General features: G+C 40.5%; 12 protein-coding genes. 5 read left to right on the forward strand and 7 right to left on the reverse strand.

Annotated features, from left to right (window positions below):
- Positions 1–9 precede the first annotated feature (9 nt).
- From IPM71_01975 to nikR, 3 genes are all read right to left on the reverse strand, one after another.
- Entirely contained in the window at positions 10–819 is an 810-nt protein-coding gene (locus IPM71_01975; GenBank protein ID QQS51515.1) for an AraC family transcriptional regulator, read from the reverse strand.
- 294 nt (positions 820–1113) lie between these two features.
- The gene (locus IPM71_01980; protein QQS51516.1) at positions 1114–1473 is read right to left on the reverse strand and encodes a VOC family protein; all 360 of its coding nucleotides are present in this window, start codon (positions 1471–1473) and stop codon (positions 1114–1116) included.
- 288 nt (positions 1474–1761) lie between these two features.
- Positions 1762–2163 carry a nickel-responsive transcriptional regulator NikR gene (nikR, locus tag IPM71_01985; GenBank protein QQS51517.1) on the reverse strand — a complete coding sequence of 134 codons (402 nt, stop codon included), beginning with the start codon at positions 2161–2163 and terminating at the stop codon, positions 1762–1764.
- A gap of 222 nt (positions 2164–2385) precedes the next feature.
- On the opposite strand from nikR, the gene IPM71_01990 reads away from it, so the two are divergent.
- From IPM71_01990 to IPM71_02000, 3 genes are all read left to right on the forward strand, one after another.
- Positions 2386–3189: a hypothetical protein gene (locus tag IPM71_01990; protein ID QQS51518.1), complete on the forward strand. Its 804-nt coding sequence runs from the start codon at positions 2386–2388 to the stop codon at positions 3187–3189.
- A gap of 72 nt (positions 3190–3261) precedes the next feature.
- Positions 3262–3831 (forward strand): hypothetical protein, encoded by a 570-nt coding sequence (locus IPM71_01995; protein QQS51519.1) that lies wholly within the window; start codon positions 3262–3264, stop codon positions 3829–3831.
- Between the two features lie 246 nt (positions 3832–4077).
- Entirely contained in the window at positions 4078–6786 is a 2709-nt protein-coding gene (locus IPM71_02000; protein QQS51520.1) for a pyruvate, phosphate dikinase, read from the forward strand.
- A gap of 226 nt (positions 6787–7012) precedes the next feature.
- Here the strand turns inward: IPM71_02000 and IPM71_02005 are convergent, their stop codons facing one another.
- Entirely contained in the window at positions 7013–10132 is a 3120-nt protein-coding gene (locus IPM71_02005) for an ATP-binding cassette domain-containing protein (GenBank protein ID QQS51521.1), read from the reverse strand.
- Between the two features lie 304 nt (positions 10133–10436).
- Here IPM71_02005 and IPM71_02010 point away from each other — a divergent pair, with 304 nt between their 5' ends.
- On the forward strand, positions 10437–12302 hold the full coding sequence (locus IPM71_02010; GenBank protein ID QQS51522.1) for a hypothetical protein: 1866 nt from the start codon (positions 10437–10439) through the stop codon (positions 12300–12302).
- A 97-nt stretch (positions 12303–12399) separates the two neighbouring features.
- Positions 12400–13032 carry a peroxiredoxin gene (locus IPM71_02015; protein ID QQS51523.1) on the forward strand — a complete coding sequence of 211 codons (633 nt, stop codon included), beginning with the start codon at positions 12400–12402 and terminating at the stop codon, positions 13030–13032.
- A gap of 53 nt (positions 13033–13085) precedes the next feature.
- Here the strand turns inward: IPM71_02015 and IPM71_02020 are convergent, their stop codons facing one another.
- From IPM71_02020 to IPM71_02030, 3 genes are all read right to left on the reverse strand, one after another.
- Positions 13086–13283 carry a hypothetical protein gene (locus IPM71_02020; protein QQS51524.1) on the reverse strand — a complete coding sequence of 66 codons (198 nt, stop codon included), beginning with the start codon at positions 13281–13283 and terminating at the stop codon, positions 13086–13088.
- A 299-nt stretch (positions 13284–13582) separates the two neighbouring features.
- Positions 13583–17362, reverse strand: coding sequence for a starch-binding protein (locus IPM71_02025; protein ID QQS51525.1), 3780 nt, complete (start codon positions 17360–17362; stop codon positions 13583–13585).
- A 336-nt stretch (positions 17363–17698) separates the two neighbouring features.
- A complete protein-coding gene (locus tag IPM71_02030; protein ID QQS51526.1) occupies positions 17699–19420 on the reverse strand; it encodes a helix-turn-helix domain-containing protein in 1722 nt (573 codons plus the stop codon).
- Between the last annotated feature and the right edge of the window lie 94 nt (positions 19421–19514).

The raw sequence follows: 19514 nt of genomic DNA on the forward strand, positions 1-19514 counted from the left end.
CTGCCGGGCTTAATTAAAATAATCAGAAAATGGCTCGCAATCGTTAAAATATTGCTGAGGGGTCAGGCCTGATAGTTTCTGAAAATCATTGATCATGTGCGCCTGGTCATAATAACCACATTGGTAGGTTAAATCGGTTAAACTAATGCCTTTATTTTTCGATTTTAAATCAATTGCATGTTGAAACCGAATAATTCTTAAGAATTGCTTGGGAGATGTTCCAATGCTATTTAGAAAATTTCTTTCGAACTGTTTACGGCTGTAGCAGGCTTCATAAGCTAATTCACTAATTCCTATCTGCCCTTTCGATTGATTAATCTTATAAACGCATTTATTAATTCTTTCGAAGGAATATTTTAGTTCTTTCTTTTTCAGAATTCTATAAAAGTAACCTTCCACAAGCGCTATTCTTTCTTTAAAGCTTTTGGCTTCAGCGATTTTGGTTTCTATCTCGTCCACTTCATTTTTAAAAATCAACCGCAGTGGAACATTTTGATTGTACAATTCCTGAACAGGCATATCAATAAAAGTCGATAAACCGTGGGGTTGAAAGATGACTGAAAAAAGCGAGATCTTTCCTGTAATTATAAGCTCGTAATATTCGTTTAACTGACCTGTTATTAAGCTGCAATCGCTAATGGACTTGTTTCTGCTGTCTGAAGTTGGTTTATTGTCGAAATAAAAAATCAACTCCAATAATCCACTCGGAACAATAGTTTGTTTATGCTCCAATCCATTCGGAATGCAATTTTCTAAAGTCCAATAATGCTTAATGAACTTTGACAAATAAACCGATGGCTTGGCAATACTGTAAAACATTGCTTTACTAACTGAAATTCAAATTTAGAATTACTACTGTCCGGTAAAATTAAAAATCTTTAAATATGTTTAATTGTCTTAAAAATTGTTCTCCATTCAATGAATTACAATCAAGGCTAAAGCCCATTCTTTTTTTGCTATTTTATTACCCCTGGCTTAAGCCAGGGGCTATTAAAACTGCTCCACTATTGGGCTTTAGCCAAATATTTTATTCTTTTACCAAACAGTAATAATTTAGAATATTAAAGATCGATTATGGCTTAGTTTTCTAAACCATAATCTATTTAGTCGTTGCTATTGATCGCCGTAAAGACCTACTTTGTTTCCTTCACAATCAATAAAAACTGCAAAGTAACATCTTCCTTCAACTTCAATTTTAGTTTTTGGTTGTACGATGCTGCCACCATTGGCCTTTATTCTTTCAATTGCACCTTCCAGGTCATTTTCTGCATTAAAGCTTACCAATACACCATCTTTTCCGGGTTTAAAGTTTGGCGCATAAGAAATAGCACCTTCACCATTCGGAAAACAAGCCATTTTTTCTTCGCCGAAATCAAGTGCTTGCAAATCCATTCGTAAAACAGCGTTGTAAAATCTTACAGCCCGCTTAAAATCAACTGTCGGGATTTCTACCCAGGAAATTAGTTTTGTCATTGTTTAAGTTTTTAAGTGATTAAAAAGTTTACTCAGCAAAAGTAATTTCACAAAAACTCTGAAAATTGGAAAATCGCGACATTCGAATGGTAAGCCAACTTAGAAGGAAAGATAAAAAAAAAGCACGCCGAATTTGCTGCCACCTGTTGGTTACGAAATTGAATTGGTTGCCTTTCAGGTAACGCATCAACAAGAATATAACCGCTGAAGACGTACTTTGTTTCTACTCCTCGCGATATAAAATCTTTACATCGAGTGAAGCAATTAACTATATGGCTGAGAATAAATTTAATCTGCCCTGGTCATGGTGAGCTTACCATGACGAATGCCTTTTACGGCAATAAGCTTGTCGGCCAATTCGGTCAGCACCGATGCTTTCCCTTTTACTGCAATGATTTCGAGGCAATTGTCGTGATTTAAATGAAAATGCTGAGAAGAAAGAATTTCGTGAAAATAATGATGTTGTACCTCGGTAAGATTCTTTTGCAAATCGTTTTTATGATGATCGTAAACCAAGGTAATTGACCCTGCCACAATGTTGTCGCACTGCCATTTTTTATTGGTAAGGTTGCTGTTAATCAGGTTGCGGATAGCCTGCGAACGGTTGGTAAAATGATTCTCATCAGCAAAAGTATCAAGTGCTTCGAGTAATTCCTTTTCGAGAGATACTCCAAATCGAACAACAGACATAGGCGTGTTACTAATTTAAGTATTTGTGTGAACCAGGGTAAATTTATAAAAAATTACACAATAGCAAATTGTAAAATATTCTGTTTAAAAGCTTTTAGGGGATAGATACATAATGCAATAAAACTTAATGATACCTTCCTTAGTCAGAATAAAATTTTTCGATTATCTTGACAACTGAATTCAGAATTAACAGAAACTAAGCTTCATAAATCAAAAAATATTATGACTGCAACGAAAATAAAAACTGTATTTGTCTGTGCAGGCATGCTTATGCTCTTGCATCTTCATGGTCAGGACGGACATTACTGGACGCAACAATACGGAACGCGTTCCATGTTGCTGAACGGTTCGGTAATTGGAGGTGTGGATGACCTCGGAGCTGTTTATTATAATCCTGCCCGGCTGGGGCAGATTGAAAATCCTGTATTTTTAATTAGTGCCGATGTATATGAAGTAACAAACATTACAGTAAGCGATGCCTTTGGCGAAGATAAAAATGCGGCAAGACGCGACATAAAAGGAGTACCCAGTCTGGCAGCAGGTACCTATAAGATACCCTGGTTAAAAAAACATAGCTTCGCGTGGGCTATATTGGTCAGAAATAATTCCGATCTGAATTTTTCTTATGGCAACGAAGTCTATGACGATGTAATCGAAAATTTTCCTGGCGATGAATACCTGGGTGCTCAGATGGCAATTACAGCAAAAGGTAATGAACAATGGACAGGATTATCATGGGCTTATCCGCTTACCGAAAGGCTTAGCATAGGAGCTTCTGGTTACCTTTCGTTATACACTCAAAATAAAGGATTGAAAATTGACCTGCAGGCATTATCCGACAGCAAACAAGCTGCCATTTACCGATACAACAGAAGCATGACCATGGAACAATACAGTCTGCTTGGAAAATTTGGTCTTTCATACAGTGCTGATCGCTTTTTAGCAGGTCTTACTTTCCTATCGCCCTCGCTGTTCCTAAAAGGATCCGGTTCGTATCAGTACGAGAAACTGTTTAGCGGTATATAAGGTTACTCGCAAAGTGAGGATGTTTATACTACCAATTCACAAAGCAACCTAAAGTCGCGCTATAAATCAAGCATGGCGATAGGTGCAGGAATTACCTATTTTGTAGGCAAAAGCAAGCTGCATTTGAGTTCGGAATGGTTCAACGACATGCCCAAATATACCTTGTACGAAGCAGCAGACCATTATAGCCAAAGCAACGGTGACACAATCAGCTTTAAACTTACCGATCAATTGCGGGCAGTGGTGAACGTTGGCTTTGGAATTGAGTATTACATCAATGAGAAAGTTTCAGGTTACCTGAGTGCCAGCACCGATTATTCCCCGGTAACCAAAGACATCTCGCGTTTCGCACAAAACAAATCAGAGGTAAGTAACAACACTTTTTCGGCCAACTATTTTCATTATGGTGGAGGCATTGTGCTTCGCCTCCAGGGAGCCGATATCACCTTGGGAGCCAATTACATGGGAGCCAAGCAGGATTTTGCCCGCCCTATCAATTTCCCGGACGATGGTGGGGATGATATTTTAGATACCACTCAAACGGGAACCCTCGAGTGGGACCGTCTGCACGTTGTCTTTAGCTTTTCTCTTCCATTTCTGAAGGATGTACAAACAAAAGTTGAAGATAAATTAGGTTTTTAGGAGGTTGCTTTCGTCCATGCTACTCTATAAATCTTTCAATGCTCAAAGGCAGATGTGCCATACTGCCGCAAACTTTTTTCGATTACAGTGCCTTCAATGGTGCGTTGAAATTTTCCGCCATTTAGAATTAGTATAAATTCCAGTTTAAGTAAGTCTGATAATCATTTTTTGCTACATTTGGGATTCTCATGCGCTATAGCATAGCAAGTAAGCGTATATGTATAATCTAAATAAAACCAGTAAAATATGTCGAACGTAAAACGCGTGTACAGTTTCGGTAATAAGAAAGCCGAAGGAAAAGCTGATATGAAGAATCTCCTTGGTGGAAAAGGTGCCAATCTGGCCGAAATGAATCTGATCGGGGTTCCAGTGCCTCCAGGATTTACCATCACCACTGATACCTGTACAGAATACAACCAGCTTGGAAAAGATAAAGTAGTGGCCCTGCTTAAGAGTGAAGTAGAAGTAGCCATGAAAGGTGTAGAGCAAATTATGGGTATGGGCTTTGGCTCAAAAGAAAACCCTTTGCTCATGTCGGTTCGATCAGGTGCGCGGGTTTCTATGCCCGGAATGATGGATACCGTTCTTAACCTGGGAATGAATGACGAAGCGGTAGTTGCTATAGCCAAAAAAACCGGGAACGAACGTTTTGCCTGGGACTCGTACCGTCGGTTTGTACAAATGTATGGCGATGTGGTGTTGGGCATGAAACCCGAATCGAAAGAGGATATTGACCCTTTCGAGGAAATTATGGAAGAAATAAAGGAAGAAAGAGGTGTCATGAACGACACTGACCTTGAGGTAGAAGACCTTAAAAAATTGGTAGCGAAATTCAAGGCAGCCGTTAAAAAAGTTACAGGACACGATTTTCCAGCCGACCCATGGGAGCAGCTGTGGGGTTCGGTGTGCGCTGTATTTGACAGCTGGATGAATCCCCGTGCAAAATACTATCGCGCAATGAGTCAGATACCCGAAGAATGGGGCACGGCAGTTAACGTCCAGGCCATGGTATTCGGAAACATGGGTAGCAATTCAGGTACAGGTGTAGCTTTTACCCGCGATGCTGCGACTGGCGAAGATGTTTTTAATGGAGAATACCTGATTAATGCTCAAGGTGAAGACGTAGTGGCCGGTGTGAGAACACCTCAACAGATTACTAAGGCTGGCTCGCTTCAATGGGCCCAGCTTGCTGGTATTTCTGAAGCAGACAGGGCGGCCAAATATCCTTCGCTTGAAGAGGCCATGCCTGCGGCATACCAAGAACTCGACCAAACGCAGGAATTGCTCGAAAAATACTTTAAAGACATGCAGGACCTTGAATTTACCATCCAAGATGGTAAACTCTGGATGCTGCAAACTCGCAACGGTAAACGCACTGCGGCGGCTATGGTAAAAATTGCCATGGATATGCTGAAGCAGGGTATGATTGACGAAAAAACCGCCATCATGCGTCAGCAGCCGAGCAAACTCGACGAGCTGCTTCACCCGGTATTCGATAAATCGGCCATCAAAGCTGCCAATGTATTGGCTAAGGGTTTACCCGCCTCACCAGGTGCAGCTACTGGTCAGTTGGTATTCCACGCCGATGAGGCCTCGAAATTTCCGGTAACTATTCTGGCACGTATCGAAACTTCGCCCGAAGACCTTGAGGGAATGGATATTGCCAAAGGAATACTTACGGCACGTGGTGGTATGACATCGCATGCTGCTGTGGTAGCACGTGGTATGGGAAAATGCTGCGTATCGGGTGCCGGAGAATGTAAAATAGATGGAAAAGCCCGCACACTCACTGCCAAAGGCAAGGTATTCAAAGAAGGCGACTGGATATCGCTTAACGGTTCAACTGGCGAAGTATACGAAGGTAAAATCAAAACCATCGACCCTGAGTTGAGTGGCGATTTTGGCGACATTATGAGACTGGCCGATAAATACCGTAAAATTGATGTGCGTGCCAATGCCGAAACTGAACGCGATTGCAAGGTTGCCCGCGACTTTGGTGCTCAGGGTATCGGTCTTTGCCGCACCGAGCATATGTTCTTCGAAGGCGAGCGACTTGTGCGCATGCGTGAAATGATACTTGCCGAAGATGAGGCTGGACGCCGCGCTGCCCTTGCCAAACTTCTGCCCATACAACGTCAGGACTTTGCCGATGTATTCAAAGCCATGGCAGGCCTACCCGTAACCATACGTCTTCTCGATCCACCTCTGCATGAGTTTGTTCCTCACGAAGAGCAAAACCAGAAAGAGATGGCCAAAGAAATGGGCATATCAGTGGAGCTAATAAAGAAAAAAGTAGACGACCTGCACGAGTTTAACCCTATGTTGGGACACCGTGGCTGTCGTTTAGGAAATACTTATCCGGAAATTACCGAAATGCAAGCCCGTGCCATTATCGAAGCGGCACTCGACTTGAAAAAACAAGGCATTTCTACCTTCCCCGAAATTATGATTCCTCTGGTAGGTATGGTAAAAGAGCTGAAATTGCAGGAAGACATCGTGCGTAAAACTATCGAGAAAGTATTTGAAGAAAGAAAAGACAAAATCGAATACATGGTAGGTACCATGATTGAAATTCCGCGTGCGGCTCTTATTGCTGATCAAATTGCCGAAGTAGCTGAGTTCTTCTCTTTTGGCACCAACGACCTTACCCAGATGGGTTTTGGATTTTCTCGCGACGATGCAGGAAAATTCCTTCCCATTTACATCGAAAAAGGTATTATGAAAACCGATCCATTCCAGGTGCTTGACCAGGAAGGTATTGGACAACTTATCGAAATGGGAATACAAAAAGGTCGCAGCACCCGCAACAAACTTAAAGTGGGAATTTGCGGTGAGCACGGTGGTGAGCCAAGTTCGGTTGAATTCTGTGTGCGTGCCGGTATGAACTATGTTTCATGTTCACCCTTCCGAATACCTATTGCCCGTCTGGCAGCTGCACAAGCAGCTTTGCGCTAAGCACCTAAATTACATTATATAAAGCGAAAAGGCCTCTTCCCAAGGGAAGGGGCTTTTTTTTGCCTTATCACACAAAAGTGTTAATGTTTAATAGGAATCAATTTAAAAAAATGAGATTAAACGCTTAGAAAAATAGAACCTTCTACCTCTAATAATTCCTGCTTTAATACCCATAAAACAAGAGCAGAAATTGTGTGAGTATTTTTTTCTAACCTACAGAAAATATTTACTTAAGCACGAAGAGTGGTTTCATTAAAAGTTTGAGTCGTGAAAAAATACTCATCGAAATATTCCGCACTCTTTGCCTTTGAAAAAAGGAAACGCCTTTCAATAAAACCTCGTAAATCAGTGCAAAATAAAGAATCGACAGCATACAAACCAGCACCAACAGGTTAAACCAGTAAGTATCGATATAGAAATTACCAAGTCTTTTTACCGGAGAATAAAAATGTGCCCTACCCCACTTATTATCTGGCAAATGATAAATCGGCTCTGCTTTACGGATAATACTATTTTCCTTCGCCAAAACCTTTTGTTTTTCATCGGTAGCAAGCACGATTTCTGAAAGTCGTTCGTTATAATGCTGTTCTTTCAGTTCCAGCAATTCCGACGGATCGTCAAATAAACTTTTAAACTCCTCTATTTTATTGTCTCTGCTATCAATGGCTTCGGGGAGTGCCTGAATAAAATAGTTTCGGGCACAATCCAACACAACCTCAATATTGCTGTATACCGAAATATTAAATTGTCTGGCCTGAATAGGTTTAAATTCCTGAATGCAAGCCGGACTATAATCTTGTAGTTTAAGAATTTCTGAGTTGAGTAGATCAATCTTTTTTACCATCTTCTCAAAATCACCCGGAGTCATTGCCAGGTATTTTAGTTCGGCCAATTGCTGTTGAAGGGCAGGTATATAATGGTTGAGCATATAACTTACCTCCGACACTTTTTGGTCGTAAGGGTACATATGTTTTTGAAATCTATTCCTTTTAAACTGATGCACCATAAGAGCCTCATAAGCCCAACGCGAAGGAATCAGGTCACCAATAATTGGAACGTATTCTGAGTGGGTGATTTTTCTGTTTAATTTATCCATTGGAATCATAGAACCGCCAAGCAAAACAGCAGGCACTAACAAAAGCGGGATGATTACATACACTGAAATGAGCTTAGTAACACTCGCTGAGATGTTTAAACCCACAAATGCAGCAACCAGAGCAACAAGCCAGTATTGTAACCAGAAATGAAACAACATCCCTTTAATCTCAAGAAGTTTGTTGCTGATAAGCACAAAAACCAACATCTGCAAACCCAACACAATGGTTAAAAAGATCAACTTCGAATGGAGATAGCTTCTTTTATTCAGGTTTAGGTAGGCTTCGTGTTTAAGTATTTTTCGGTGCTGGAGAATTTCATCCGCACTAAGCATGAGACCTGTAAATGCAGCTACAATTACACCCATAAATAGATGTACCGGCAGATTCACATTCCCAAGAAAACTGTAGGCTGCCGTATCTGTTGATGTGCCTGATTGATAGCGAGAGAACCAGCATATAACAAAAGCAATGAGCGGTACTTCCAGGATATTAATCCATAAAAACTGACTGTTCGATATCCGCGCGAAAAAATTGCGTAAGCTAAATAACTTCCATTGTTGCCAGGGCAATGCAATTTGGGTTTCTGTTTTTGGCAAACTGGTCTTTTTTATTGCAGTTATGTTAATTTCTTTGCGCTGATTCTGTTGATAATTCTGGTACCACTCCTGAGGTGAAATTTGTCGCTCAGAAGTATAATCGCCAAAATCATTAACGCCAGGAGTTTCCAGTATCTGCATCAGGTCTTCGGGTCTGACAATGCCACATTTTAGACATTCTATTCCCGGATTATAAACCATTTGTACAGTATCTTTCAGAAAATTAAAAGCTTGGAGTGGTTTACCGTAATAGACAAATCTTCCTCCTTTGTCCAGCAGAATAAGCTTGTCGAATTGCTTAAACGACTGTGTCGAAGGTTCCTGCATGCTCACAAATACCAAAATTCCCTTGTGAGTAAGTTGTTTGAGCTGATTGATAATTTTTTCCGAATCGTCGATGGATAAACCTTCAACAGGGTTATCGACAAAAATAATTTTCGGACTGCGAATTAACTCCAGGGCCAGATTGACTAATTTGCGTTGCAGATCAGAAATAAATTTGTCTTGCTGACTTCCTACTTTTTGATCCTTTATTGATAAAATTGATAGACTTTGCAGCAATTTGAGTACCCGACGGTAAATTTTTTCCTTCGGATCATCCTTAAAGCAAAAACAGGCGCGATAGTATAGATTCTGAAATACAGTAAGCTCCCTAATCAGCAAGTCATCTTCGGGCATGTATCCGATTAACCCTTCCACAGCTTGCCATTCTTTGTATATATCGTGTCCATTTATAAGCACAAGGCCGGAAGTTGGCGTAATACTCCCATTAAGCAATTTAATCAGCAGGGATTTACCTACACCTCTCCGACCCATTATCCCAATCAATTGCCCTGATTCTTCCATCAGGTTAAAAGCTTCCATTCTGGCATTTTCGCCGGATGAAGAATAAGATACCTGGTATGCCACCAACTCAAGTCTTTGATGATGCTCTTCCTTTAAAAAGAGTTTAAGAATATCGCTGTATCCAATCTCACCTAAAAGAGGGCTATTAATCGAATCGTCAGGCTTAAAAAAATAAATGTTGTTGAGTACAATTTGTTGTTCGTTATAATAGAGCTGATCGTTGGAAGCTATATGTTTGAAAACGCAAAGTTCGATATTCGAAAACATCATGAACACAATCTTGCCATTGAGAAACTCGCGAAAAACATACTTAAACCCCTCTGCTGGCGGAGTATTACTTACAACCAATACCCGGTCTTTATAGTGGATTTCAAAGTAACGGTCAAAAACAAACGAAAAACAATCGTTGAAAATAAGATCATCGATCCGGAGCGAATGAGCAATGGTTTTAATAAAATCAATTTCTTCCAGTTCCTTGGATCCGGTTTGCGAAAGAATTTCGAGAATATGCAGAAGAACAATTATTCTTTCTTTGCGTGTTAAATGTGCATTGATTTCTTCGCAGATAATTACAGCCTTCACCGAAAACAAGGATAACTGTTTTTTTCCAGTTTTAATTTCTCTTTCGCGCATGCTGTTGTGGTAAAAATCGTACATAATGAGTGATTGATTCACCATATCCGATTTCACTAAAAGTTTCAGGTAGTTTCCTATAACCTCACGAGCAATAGCTGTTTCGCGAATGCTATGTACTTGCGATACAATTGCAAAAAGCCGCATTACCGATTTGAGCACAGGAGCCTTCATACCGCTGTTTTAATTCTCACCCAACTTAAACTATTATTCAATACAAAGCAAAGCAGTTTTTTAACATGGCCATTATAGCTTAAAAAATTATAAATTTGAGCTGAAAAAATTAAGAATTGGAGAATAAGCTATTGTTAAATATTTTTTGTAGTAGCTAACTGAAAATATCTAACAATGGTGTCTTTTATTGAATGCAAAGGCAATATTTGGTATGTTTTTACTAAAATTCGTCTGATAGATTCCCTGAAAAATATTTTTTTGTGTGAACCATTTAAATCAATATTTATTCGTTGTCGTTCTAATTTTGACGCCTCTTTTACTCAAGTCGCAATGGGACGAAAATGGCGATTCTATTGGAGTTATGCCAGTTTCTGGTCAGATAGATTCTGTTTTTATTTTAAAAAATGGCTACCCGATTTCGAATAATCAAAAAAAATCAGATCAGTTTTACGATAGTTTGGCTGCCCTCACCGGAAAAAGAAACTGGTCGAGCGAATTATACCGCCTTATTGTTCAGAACCCACCGAAGAAAGATAATAATACAAGATTTGAAGTAAATCGTTCTCAGGTCTTTGCTGTGCACCAGAATAAAATTATTCGCAAAATAATTATCCGGCAGCTGGATGTATTTGGACCATCCATTTTCGACACTACTCTCGTTGCCGATAACTGGTCGAAAAGAATGGGAAATTCGATCCATATCGCTACCAACAAGCGGTTTATTACCAATTCGTTGTTTTTTGCCGAGGGTGAAAGAATCGATCCATACCTGATTGCCCATAACGAACGGGTATTGCGCAGTATTCCCAGTATTCAGGATTCAAGGTTTTACATTATACCGGTAGAGGGGTCATGGAACGAGGTTGATGTGATGATTGTAACCAAAGATGTAATGGCGTACGGTTTTAGTTGGGAACTTTTTGATGTAGCCTATGGACAGGCAAGTATCTGGAATACTAACCTGTTAGGTTTTGGGCACGATATTCATTACACGGCATATTACAACCTGAACCGCGAACCAAATTACGGTTATAGTCTTGCCTATCGTATCAATAACCTTAGCAACACTTTTTTTAGTCTGGATTTGCAGCATACCAACCGTTACAACTACCTTTCGTCGGGTTTTAATCTGGAGCGGAATTTTATATCACCAAATATTCGTTTTGCCGGAGGTATAGCCTCGGGGAAAACAAAACGAATTTTTACGCTCGAAACTATAGATTCGTCCTTTGGAAATACTACCTCCGAAAATATCTACTATGATTTTTGGGGTGGATATTCACAGCCCATTCAAAGCAGAAACTATAACCTTCGGAAAGATTTTTTCATCACGGTTCGAACGGAGACTTCTAACTTTATCAAACGTCCAGAAGTAAGAGAAGACTACCTTTACCAATTCCACAACCGCAGATTGTATTTAGCATCTGCCGGAATGGTGTGGCAGGGATACCACCTTACCAAGCTGGTTTACAACTTTGGAAACACCGAAGATTTACCCTATGGAGCGATGATAAAGTTTACGGGAGGATATGAAGAAAATGAATTCTTTAACCGACCTTACTTTGGCTCCACCTTTAGCCTTTCTAAATGCTTTCCGGAATATGGATATTTCTTGTCTGGTATAGATATAGGCGGATTTTACAGGAGTGAAATTGAACAAGGAGCTATCAGTTATAACCTTCAATATATCACCCCTTTAATGGGCAGTTTCAGGCATCAGTTCCGGAACTTTGTGAACCTGCAATATGTCAATGGCATTAACCGTTTCGAAGATGAATATTCGGCCATCGAAAGCCGGAATCGGATTCGTGGTCTCAGTAGCCCTGTTTTAAAAGGTAATAAACGTTTGAATATGAGCAACGAACTTGTATATTATTCACCACAATACCTTCTTGGATTTCGCTTTGTGTATTACTGGTTTGCCGATGCATTAATTGTAAACTCGAACAACAATTATTTATACCACAACCCTGTTTATATAAGCACCGGTATTGGGGTAAGGATTCGAAATGAGCGCCTGATTTTTAATACTGTGCAATTACAGTTTACCCTTTTCCCACTTACTCCTGGCTTCAACAATAACGACAAAGAATACCTCAATTTTACCAATTATCCCGAATATCGCATCCCGGAATTTGCAGAGCGTAAACCCCAGCAGGTAAAATTTTAAGAAACATTTCTGCCGGCATCAAACATTTTTTGCTCCTTCGTGTTAATTCAGCAACACTATTCAGGATACAATAAATAACCCTTAAATATTTTAAATTATGTCAGTATTAGTTGGTAAAAAAGCGCCTGCATTCTCTGCACCAGCAGTATTAAATGGTGGCGAAATCAAAGAGAATTTTTCTCTGAAACAGTTTATCGGTAAAAAGTATGTGATTTTATATTTTTACCCAGCCGATTTTACTTTCGTTTGCCCAACGGAGATCATTGCCTTCCAGGAAAAAGCTGAAGAGTTTGCCAAACGTAATGTAGAGGTGGTTGGCTGTTCGGTCGATTCGGAATTTTCGCATTGGAAATGGCTTCAAACACCAACCAAAGAGGGTGGCATTAAAGGTGTAAAACATACTTTGGTAGCCGATCAGTCAAAAACTATTTCTGAAAACTACGATGTATTGGCCGGAGAATGGGACTATACGGACGACGGTGAAGTCTCGTTCAAAGGTGAACCTCGCTCCTACCGCGGCTTGTTTCTCATCGACAAAGAAGGAGTTGTTCGCCACCAGGTTGTAAACGATATGCCCATTGGCCGCAGTGTAGAAGAAGCACTTCGTATTGTCGATGCTCTTCAGTTTTTCGAAGCAAACGGAGAAGTATGCCCTGCAGATTGGCACAAAGGCGATAAAGGGCTTAAAGCAACCCAGGAAGGGATTTCAAGCTATTTGTCAGAAAAGTAAATTCAACTGTACACATAAAAAAAGCGCCTTTTTAGTATCGAAAGGCGCTTTTTTTATTTCTTCTTGCTCTTATAAACCGAAGCTCTCGTTTCGGTGCGTATGGCTTTGGAAATTAATCTTGTCTGCTTACTGGAAGGTATTACACCTTGGTTCATAATTGCGTTGGCCCGTGCAAAATTTATGTCGAGTTTTTCCGATAACCAGGTAGCGCGCTGACGCTTTAAAAAAGGATCGTCTTTCAGTGTCGCCATATTATTTTATTCTATTATATAATTCCGTAGGCAAAGATAGTCTATTCTCATTGCTCTAACGAGAATAAATTCCTTTTGTTCAGGTCGGTTAATCTTATTTTTTAATGCATTATTTTTCATTCAGAATAGAGGCAGATAAAAAAAATGAAGCCATTTTTCTAGAGTAAATTGCATAGACTCAGCACCTATACTATCATAAGAGAGTGGAATTTAATATACGTATTCGGAAAAACACAAAAAAACCTCAGATGAAAAAGTTCATCTGAGGTTTACACAACAATTATTTTGGGAGGTTACAACTATTGTTTTACAACTTTATACCGATAATTTTTCATCTCAGTTGTTACATAAAGTATGTACATTCCGCTAGGAATAACCGGTTCAAGAACCACAGAACCATCACCCGAATTAGCTTTCTGTTCAAACAATGTTCTACCATTTAAATCAACCATTCGGATATCGATATCCATATCAGTTTCATTAAAGCTAAGTTTCAACGACTGGGTGAAAGGGTTTGGATAGGGCGAACCCATCAAGTCGGTTTGGCTAAACTCCATCTCCGTTGCATTCTTCAGATTTGGGTTGCTAACCCAACCATTGTCGTACCAACTTTCGGCACAGATATTTTTCAGGTCTGGTGTTTGTGATGCACCTTTGTTGCTGAAAATTACGTTGGCACAGCTTACGCCCGGAAGGGTATAGTCGTACCAGCCATCGCCATCGCTGTCGGTCATTGGCTGTCCTGGCCAGCTTGTTGTCAGGCTTACCGGACTTGTGCTCCAGTAATATATGTACACATTGGCCCAGCTCGATGGCTTGCGGCAATGAAGTGTAAGTCCAACAGGTCCTTGTCCCGGACATTCGCCCGGACAGCTTGTATACCACTGGCTGTTGCTGTAATACCAACCCGCATTGCTGTATAGGTTACCCGTCTGGCTGCCCGATCCGTTGTTGAATACCATGCCTACATTTACCGTTTCGCAGTTTACATGGTAGTACCAGTTAGTTGTTCCCAAACGTACCATGTTCACTCCCGGCCAGGTCCAACCAGGGAGACCTGTGCCATTGGCATTGAACAGGTAGATCTTTACTGTGCTCCAGTTGTTCTTGTTGTAATAGAAAATGGTGTCGCACTGGTTTTCGACAAGGGTATATTGTTCGTCTATCTCGTTCGAATAGCCATTTGCGTTCGATGCGATGGCACGTAGGCGGGTACTGGCTGTAAGGCTTATGCTGCCAGTGTAATTGCTTCCCGTGCGTGGGTCGTTGCCATTGAGGGTGTATTTGATCACTCCCGACTTGGTAGCACTCAGGCTTACATCCAGGGTACCGGTAAATTCCTTTCCGGTTGGGTTCACTGTCAGCACCGGCTTCGGATAGCTAATTGTATAGGTCTGGTCAATTTCGTTCGACTCACCAAAACTATTGGTGGCAATAGCTCGCAGTCGGGTGGTAGTTGTAAAAGTTAAACTACTTGCATAGGCCAAACCACTGCGAGGATCGCTGCCATCGGTGGTGTAACGGATTACTCCAGAATTGGTAGCCGAAAGCGTTACTGTCACTGTGTTCTCGTAGCTTCCTCCAAGGGGCGAAACCGAAAGTACAGGCACCGGTGCAGTTGGACAATCGCCCGGACAGGCATCGTACCATTGCTTGGTATTAAAGTCGTACCAGCCTTCGGTGGTGCGGGTAAGGTCGGCGGTTTTTAAGCTCCCCCCGTTGTTGATTACTATACCCGTCTGTACGCTTTCTTTGATGGTGTATTTGTACCACGATGAACCCTGCTCGCGTTCCATGTCAACACCCGGCCAGTTCCAGCCTGGTAATGCTCCTTTGGTAGCCCAGTTAAATAAATAAATGTTTACATCGCTCCAGTTCGCAGTATTTTTGAAATGGACTGTAAATCCAGCAGGCTCACCTACCTGTGCATCGTCTACATTTGAATATTCGGAGAATGTACTAGAAGCACCTGTAGCCCTTACCCGGTAGTAGTATTTTCCATCGACAAGACCGTTATCGGAAAAACTTACCGAATTAGCAGGCAATGTTTGAATCAGACTGTAACCTGAGGTTTCTGATAGTGAGCGTTCTAACTGATAACCAGTTTCATTAGTAGCATTATCTACCCATGTGAGGGACACATTGCTTGCAGAAACTGTTGCCGATAAATTTGTAGGAGCAGCAATTTGGCTCGGATCAATCTTTACACTGGTAAACAATTCCCATTGACCGGGCGCTAAATAATAACTTGTTTGACCGCTGTATACATAAGTCGGATAATCTTTGTTAAAATAGTTGTACCAGGTACCATTTTTTGTAAACCATGGATTAATTGAAGCACCTGTAGTTCCAAAGTTTCCAATGATTACAACATCCATAGAGGCATGCTTAAACCTGATCTGACGAACAGGGCCAACTCCATTGTTTGCAATGGCATCGCCATTCTCATCAATTTCAAAATAGCCTAAGGTAAATACAGGGTTTTCCTTGCGCAATTTTAGTAAACCTGCATAGGTATTGTATAATTCCTTGCGATTGGCATCTTGCATGTAATTGCTCCAATTGAATGGTTTTTCAGCTAGTTTACATCCATCGTTGTATGCCACACTACCATCCTGGCAAGTGAAAAGACTATAATTGCAGCCTTGTTCTTCGAACATCCAGAGCATTTTAGGACCAGGCACAGTAAAGAGAAATGCAGCACCCAATTCCATGCGGTTGGTCATGGTTTGAACGCTATTAAACTTTTGAGTCAGATCATAAGGTATTCTTTCCTCGTCATGGCTTTCAGAGAAAATCATTCTGGTATCGCTTTGGGCTCCACCAAAAGATTGATTGTATAAATCGTCCCCTTTCAAGGCCTTGGTGAATTCTGAATGCAATTTTTTCCAGATTAACATACCATTTCCATGAGCCACCAGTTCATTTTCTTCGGTTTCTTGTCCCCAGTGTTCGAGAATGATATAGCAGTCGTCCTTGGCTTCCCATATTTTGTCAGCCATACGTGTGATATTTGCGATACGAGAAGCATCGTATTCACTCAAACCACCATCGTTTGAAGTCGATTTCTGAGTAAAACCTTTTGTAAAGTCAAATCGGAAGCCGTCTATTTTATATTCTTCAATCCAGAATTTATTCACCATATCGAAGAAATCGCGGGTGTACTGACTTTCGTGATTGAAGTCGTTACCCCAGGCTGTACTTTGATGAGGAGCAGTTTCGTTGTACCATGGATTATTGGAGGCCGGCCTGCTTAATGTTGAATTCCAATACAAACTTGCCAAAGGTGATTGATTCATGGTATGGTTATAAACCATGTCGATAATTACAGCCATTCCATTTTGATGCGCTACATCGATTAATTCTTTCAGCTTGATTTTTGGGCCGTACATTTTATCTACTGCCAAATAATGCGAGGGATTATAACCCCATCCAAGGTTTCCGTCGAATTCATTGACAGGCAAAAGTTCAATGGCATTGATCCCAAGTTTTTTCAGATAAAGCATGGAATCGATTACCGACTGAAAAGTTCGTTGTTGGGTAAAATCGCGAATGAGCAACTCATACACTATTAGCTGATGCTGAAGCGGCCCCTGAAAATTGGTTACCTGCCATTGATATTCTGGTTGTGCCGTTTGAAAAACACTGGCCAAACCTTTTGTTTTGTCAGTCCACGAAATTAAATTCGGATAATTGGCGGCTGGGATTAGAGGATCGTTGTAGGGGTCGAGAATTTTCTCAGCCAAAGGGTCCGAAATACGGATAGTACCATCAACCAGGTATTGATAAATATACTCCTGGCCAGCTGTAAGGTTATTCAGCTGTATCCAAAACCTTTTACCATCAGGGGTTTTGTTCATTTCCAACAAACCCCAGCTGTTAAAAGTACCTGTAACCTCGGACTTTGTCTTGCCGGGGGCAAGTAGTACAAGCACTACAGTATTGTCGTTGATGTAATTGATGCCATCTGCCACACCGGCAGGCAGCGGTAGAACTGCTGCATAGGCTGGCGGGAATATCAGCGAAGTGCCGATAAAAAGTAATACCGCAAAACCTAATAATCGTGTAAAATTCTTCATAATTAGTTTTGTTTAATGTTAGTTGGGCTATCTGAATTCTCTTGAAATTGATTGGCTGGGTTAAACCAATAATTTCAAAAAAAATCTGCACCAAGATAAAAGCGATTAGATAGTCCATCGCTCCATTTTAAAAATATAATCAGGACTTACTCAAACAGAAGGTAGCGTTTTATAATAAGAGTCCCCTATAAATTTGATTTTATGATAATTACACATAAGAAGGTGTCTGAATTTTTTCTTGAAATGACACTGCATGGCCGGTTGACAAAATGCCCTAATGCATGAACTGATACGCTAAATAGATAGGAAAATAAGCACGGCACCTTGCAAAAAGAGCTAACCTGACTTTTTCTCGGTGAAATACTCGCTGGGGGTGCTGTTGGTAACCTTTTTAAATGCCCTGTTGAAAGCAGATTTGGAATTAAACCCGACTCTATAGGCGTGGTAAAGAAATGTTTTATTGCCTTCGTTACTCTCAATGGCTTTTATAAAAGCTTCGACACGATAGGCGTTTACGTAATCGGTATAGCTTTTTTGAAAACCCTCGTTGATGAGCTTCGATACATAATGATTGTTGGTACCCAGATAACCTGCCAAATCGGTTAAGGTAAGGTTTGGATTGCTGTATACAGCTTTATCCTGCATTAATTCGATGAGTTTGGTCTTTAATCTGGCCCAGCTATCGCCACCCGCCTGTTCCTTATTAACCCGACTTTTATTCTTCACAAAATCGGTATATAAACTCGACAGAAAGAACCATTCAAAATAGATCATTACTATTCCTATCCCAATCCATAATGCATTCTCGATCCAGTCGATAATAAATTTTATGTCTACTTTCTGCCAAATACTCACGATTCCGGCGATAAAAATAAATGCAGAAACATACCAGTTGTTTTGAATGGCTCTATAAAAACGATAGATAAGATCGGGGATTTCTGCTATCTGATGCGATATCAATTGTTGCAACTTGTAGTTGAAAAAAAGATGAAGTAACAAACCATATCCATAACTAAAAAAGAAGTAGTTAGTTAATTCATTGTTCACCACTTTTAAATAGAGAGCATGCGAAGGTTGCACAACAAACTGAAGGTACCATACAAGGGGTAGCACCGGCAAAAAATGAATGTATGAAACCTTTATTTGTTCCTTTAATATATTGGATCTAAACCAAGTATACATCCAAGGGCCAATAAAAGGATAAATAAAAGCTGGCAAAAACACCAATTGGGGAAGAAGATAAAACAAATTATAATTGGCATTAAATACCTTGGCAAGGAACACCAATGAAAGCATAGCCGATAAGCCAACCAACACCCCAATACGCATAAACCGGAAAAGAAGGCTTAATACCATTATACTCTGAAGAAAAAATAAAAGAAATATTACTTTTATCCATACATTCCCTGATGACAAGTCGTGCCAGCTTCTGATTTCTGCCACAATTTGGCTTTTATAGGCACGGTTGGCAATGTAAACCCTGTTAGAGCGCATGCCGCCATCCCAGCGAGCTTCGGTTGATGCCCATGTACCTCTTGTAAACTTAAAATGAATGGTATCGATACCAGCCTGTATTTCTCCTCTGTATGTACCATCAGCACTTGGTGTTAATTTATAGGCCGGATCGTTATCCATCCAATTATTGAACGTGCCTGCAAGGTAAATATCTGCATCATGAGGAGTATTGGCGGGAATGGACATTATAATAATCTCAACAGGAGGATATTCTGTGTCGTGTAAATCCTGCCAGGACTCTACACGAAGCTTTACTTCATAAATCGAATCGTTGTAGGTGAACCGTCGATTGGCAAGAAAATCACCCCAGTTGTTGCCTTCCACCTTATCCCAGTTGCCACGGTTAATCTTATACTCAAATTTTTTAGCCTCACCAATATCGATGGTCAAGCGATAATAACCATCGGAATAATACTTGAACTTTTTCTTAGGATCGGCAATATTCCAGTTATCGAGCGAAGTAACCAGGTACAGAGTGTCAAATTCGGGTGTATAGCCGGGAATGCTGGTAATGACGAATGTAATGGGTGTTTGCGCTGTCAATTTCGCGGAATGCACGAAAAATAACAAACACCAGCTACTGATAAAATATACAAAGCTTGAAATAGTTAACCTCATTCCTTATCGAAAAAACTGC

It is taken from the genome of Bacteroidota bacterium, from assembly GCA_016699695.1.
In the GTDB taxonomy this organism is placed as follows: domain Bacteria; phylum Bacteroidota; class Bacteroidia; order Bacteroidales; family UBA10428; genus UBA10428.

Coding starts and splice junctions, on each gene's coding strand:
- IPM71_01975 (QQS51515.1), bottom strand. CDS start 819: ATGTTTTACAGTATTGCCAAGCCATCGGTTTATTTGTCAAAGTTCATT.
- IPM71_01980 (QQS51516.1), bottom strand. CDS start 1,473: ATGACAAAACTAATTTCCTGGGTAGAAATCCCGACAGTTGATTTTAAG.
- nikR (QQS51517.1), bottom strand. CDS start 2,163: ATGTCTGTTGTTCGATTTGGAGTATCTCTCGAAAAGGAATTACTCGAA.
- IPM71_01990 (QQS51518.1), top strand. CDS start 2,386: ATGACTGCAACGAAAATAAAAACTGTATTTGTCTGTGCAGGCATGCTT.
- IPM71_01995 (QQS51519.1), top strand. CDS start 3,262: ATGGCGATAGGTGCAGGAATTACCTATTTTGTAGGCAAAAGCAAGCTG.
- IPM71_02000 (QQS51520.1), top strand. CDS start 4,078: ATGTCGAACGTAAAACGCGTGTACAGTTTCGGTAATAAGAAAGCCGAA.
- IPM71_02005 (QQS51521.1), bottom strand. CDS start 10,132: ATGAAGGCTCCTGTGCTCAAATCGGTAATGCGGCTTTTTGCAATTGTA.
- IPM71_02015 (QQS51523.1), top strand. CDS start 12,400: ATGTCAGTATTAGTTGGTAAAAAAGCGCCTGCATTCTCTGCACCAGCA.
- IPM71_02020 (QQS51524.1), bottom strand. CDS start 13,283: ATGGCGACACTGAAAGACGATCCTTTTTTAAAGCGTCAGCGCGCTACC.
- IPM71_02025 (QQS51525.1), bottom strand. CDS start 17,362: ATGAAGAATTTTACACGATTATTAGGTTTTGCGGTATTACTTTTTATC.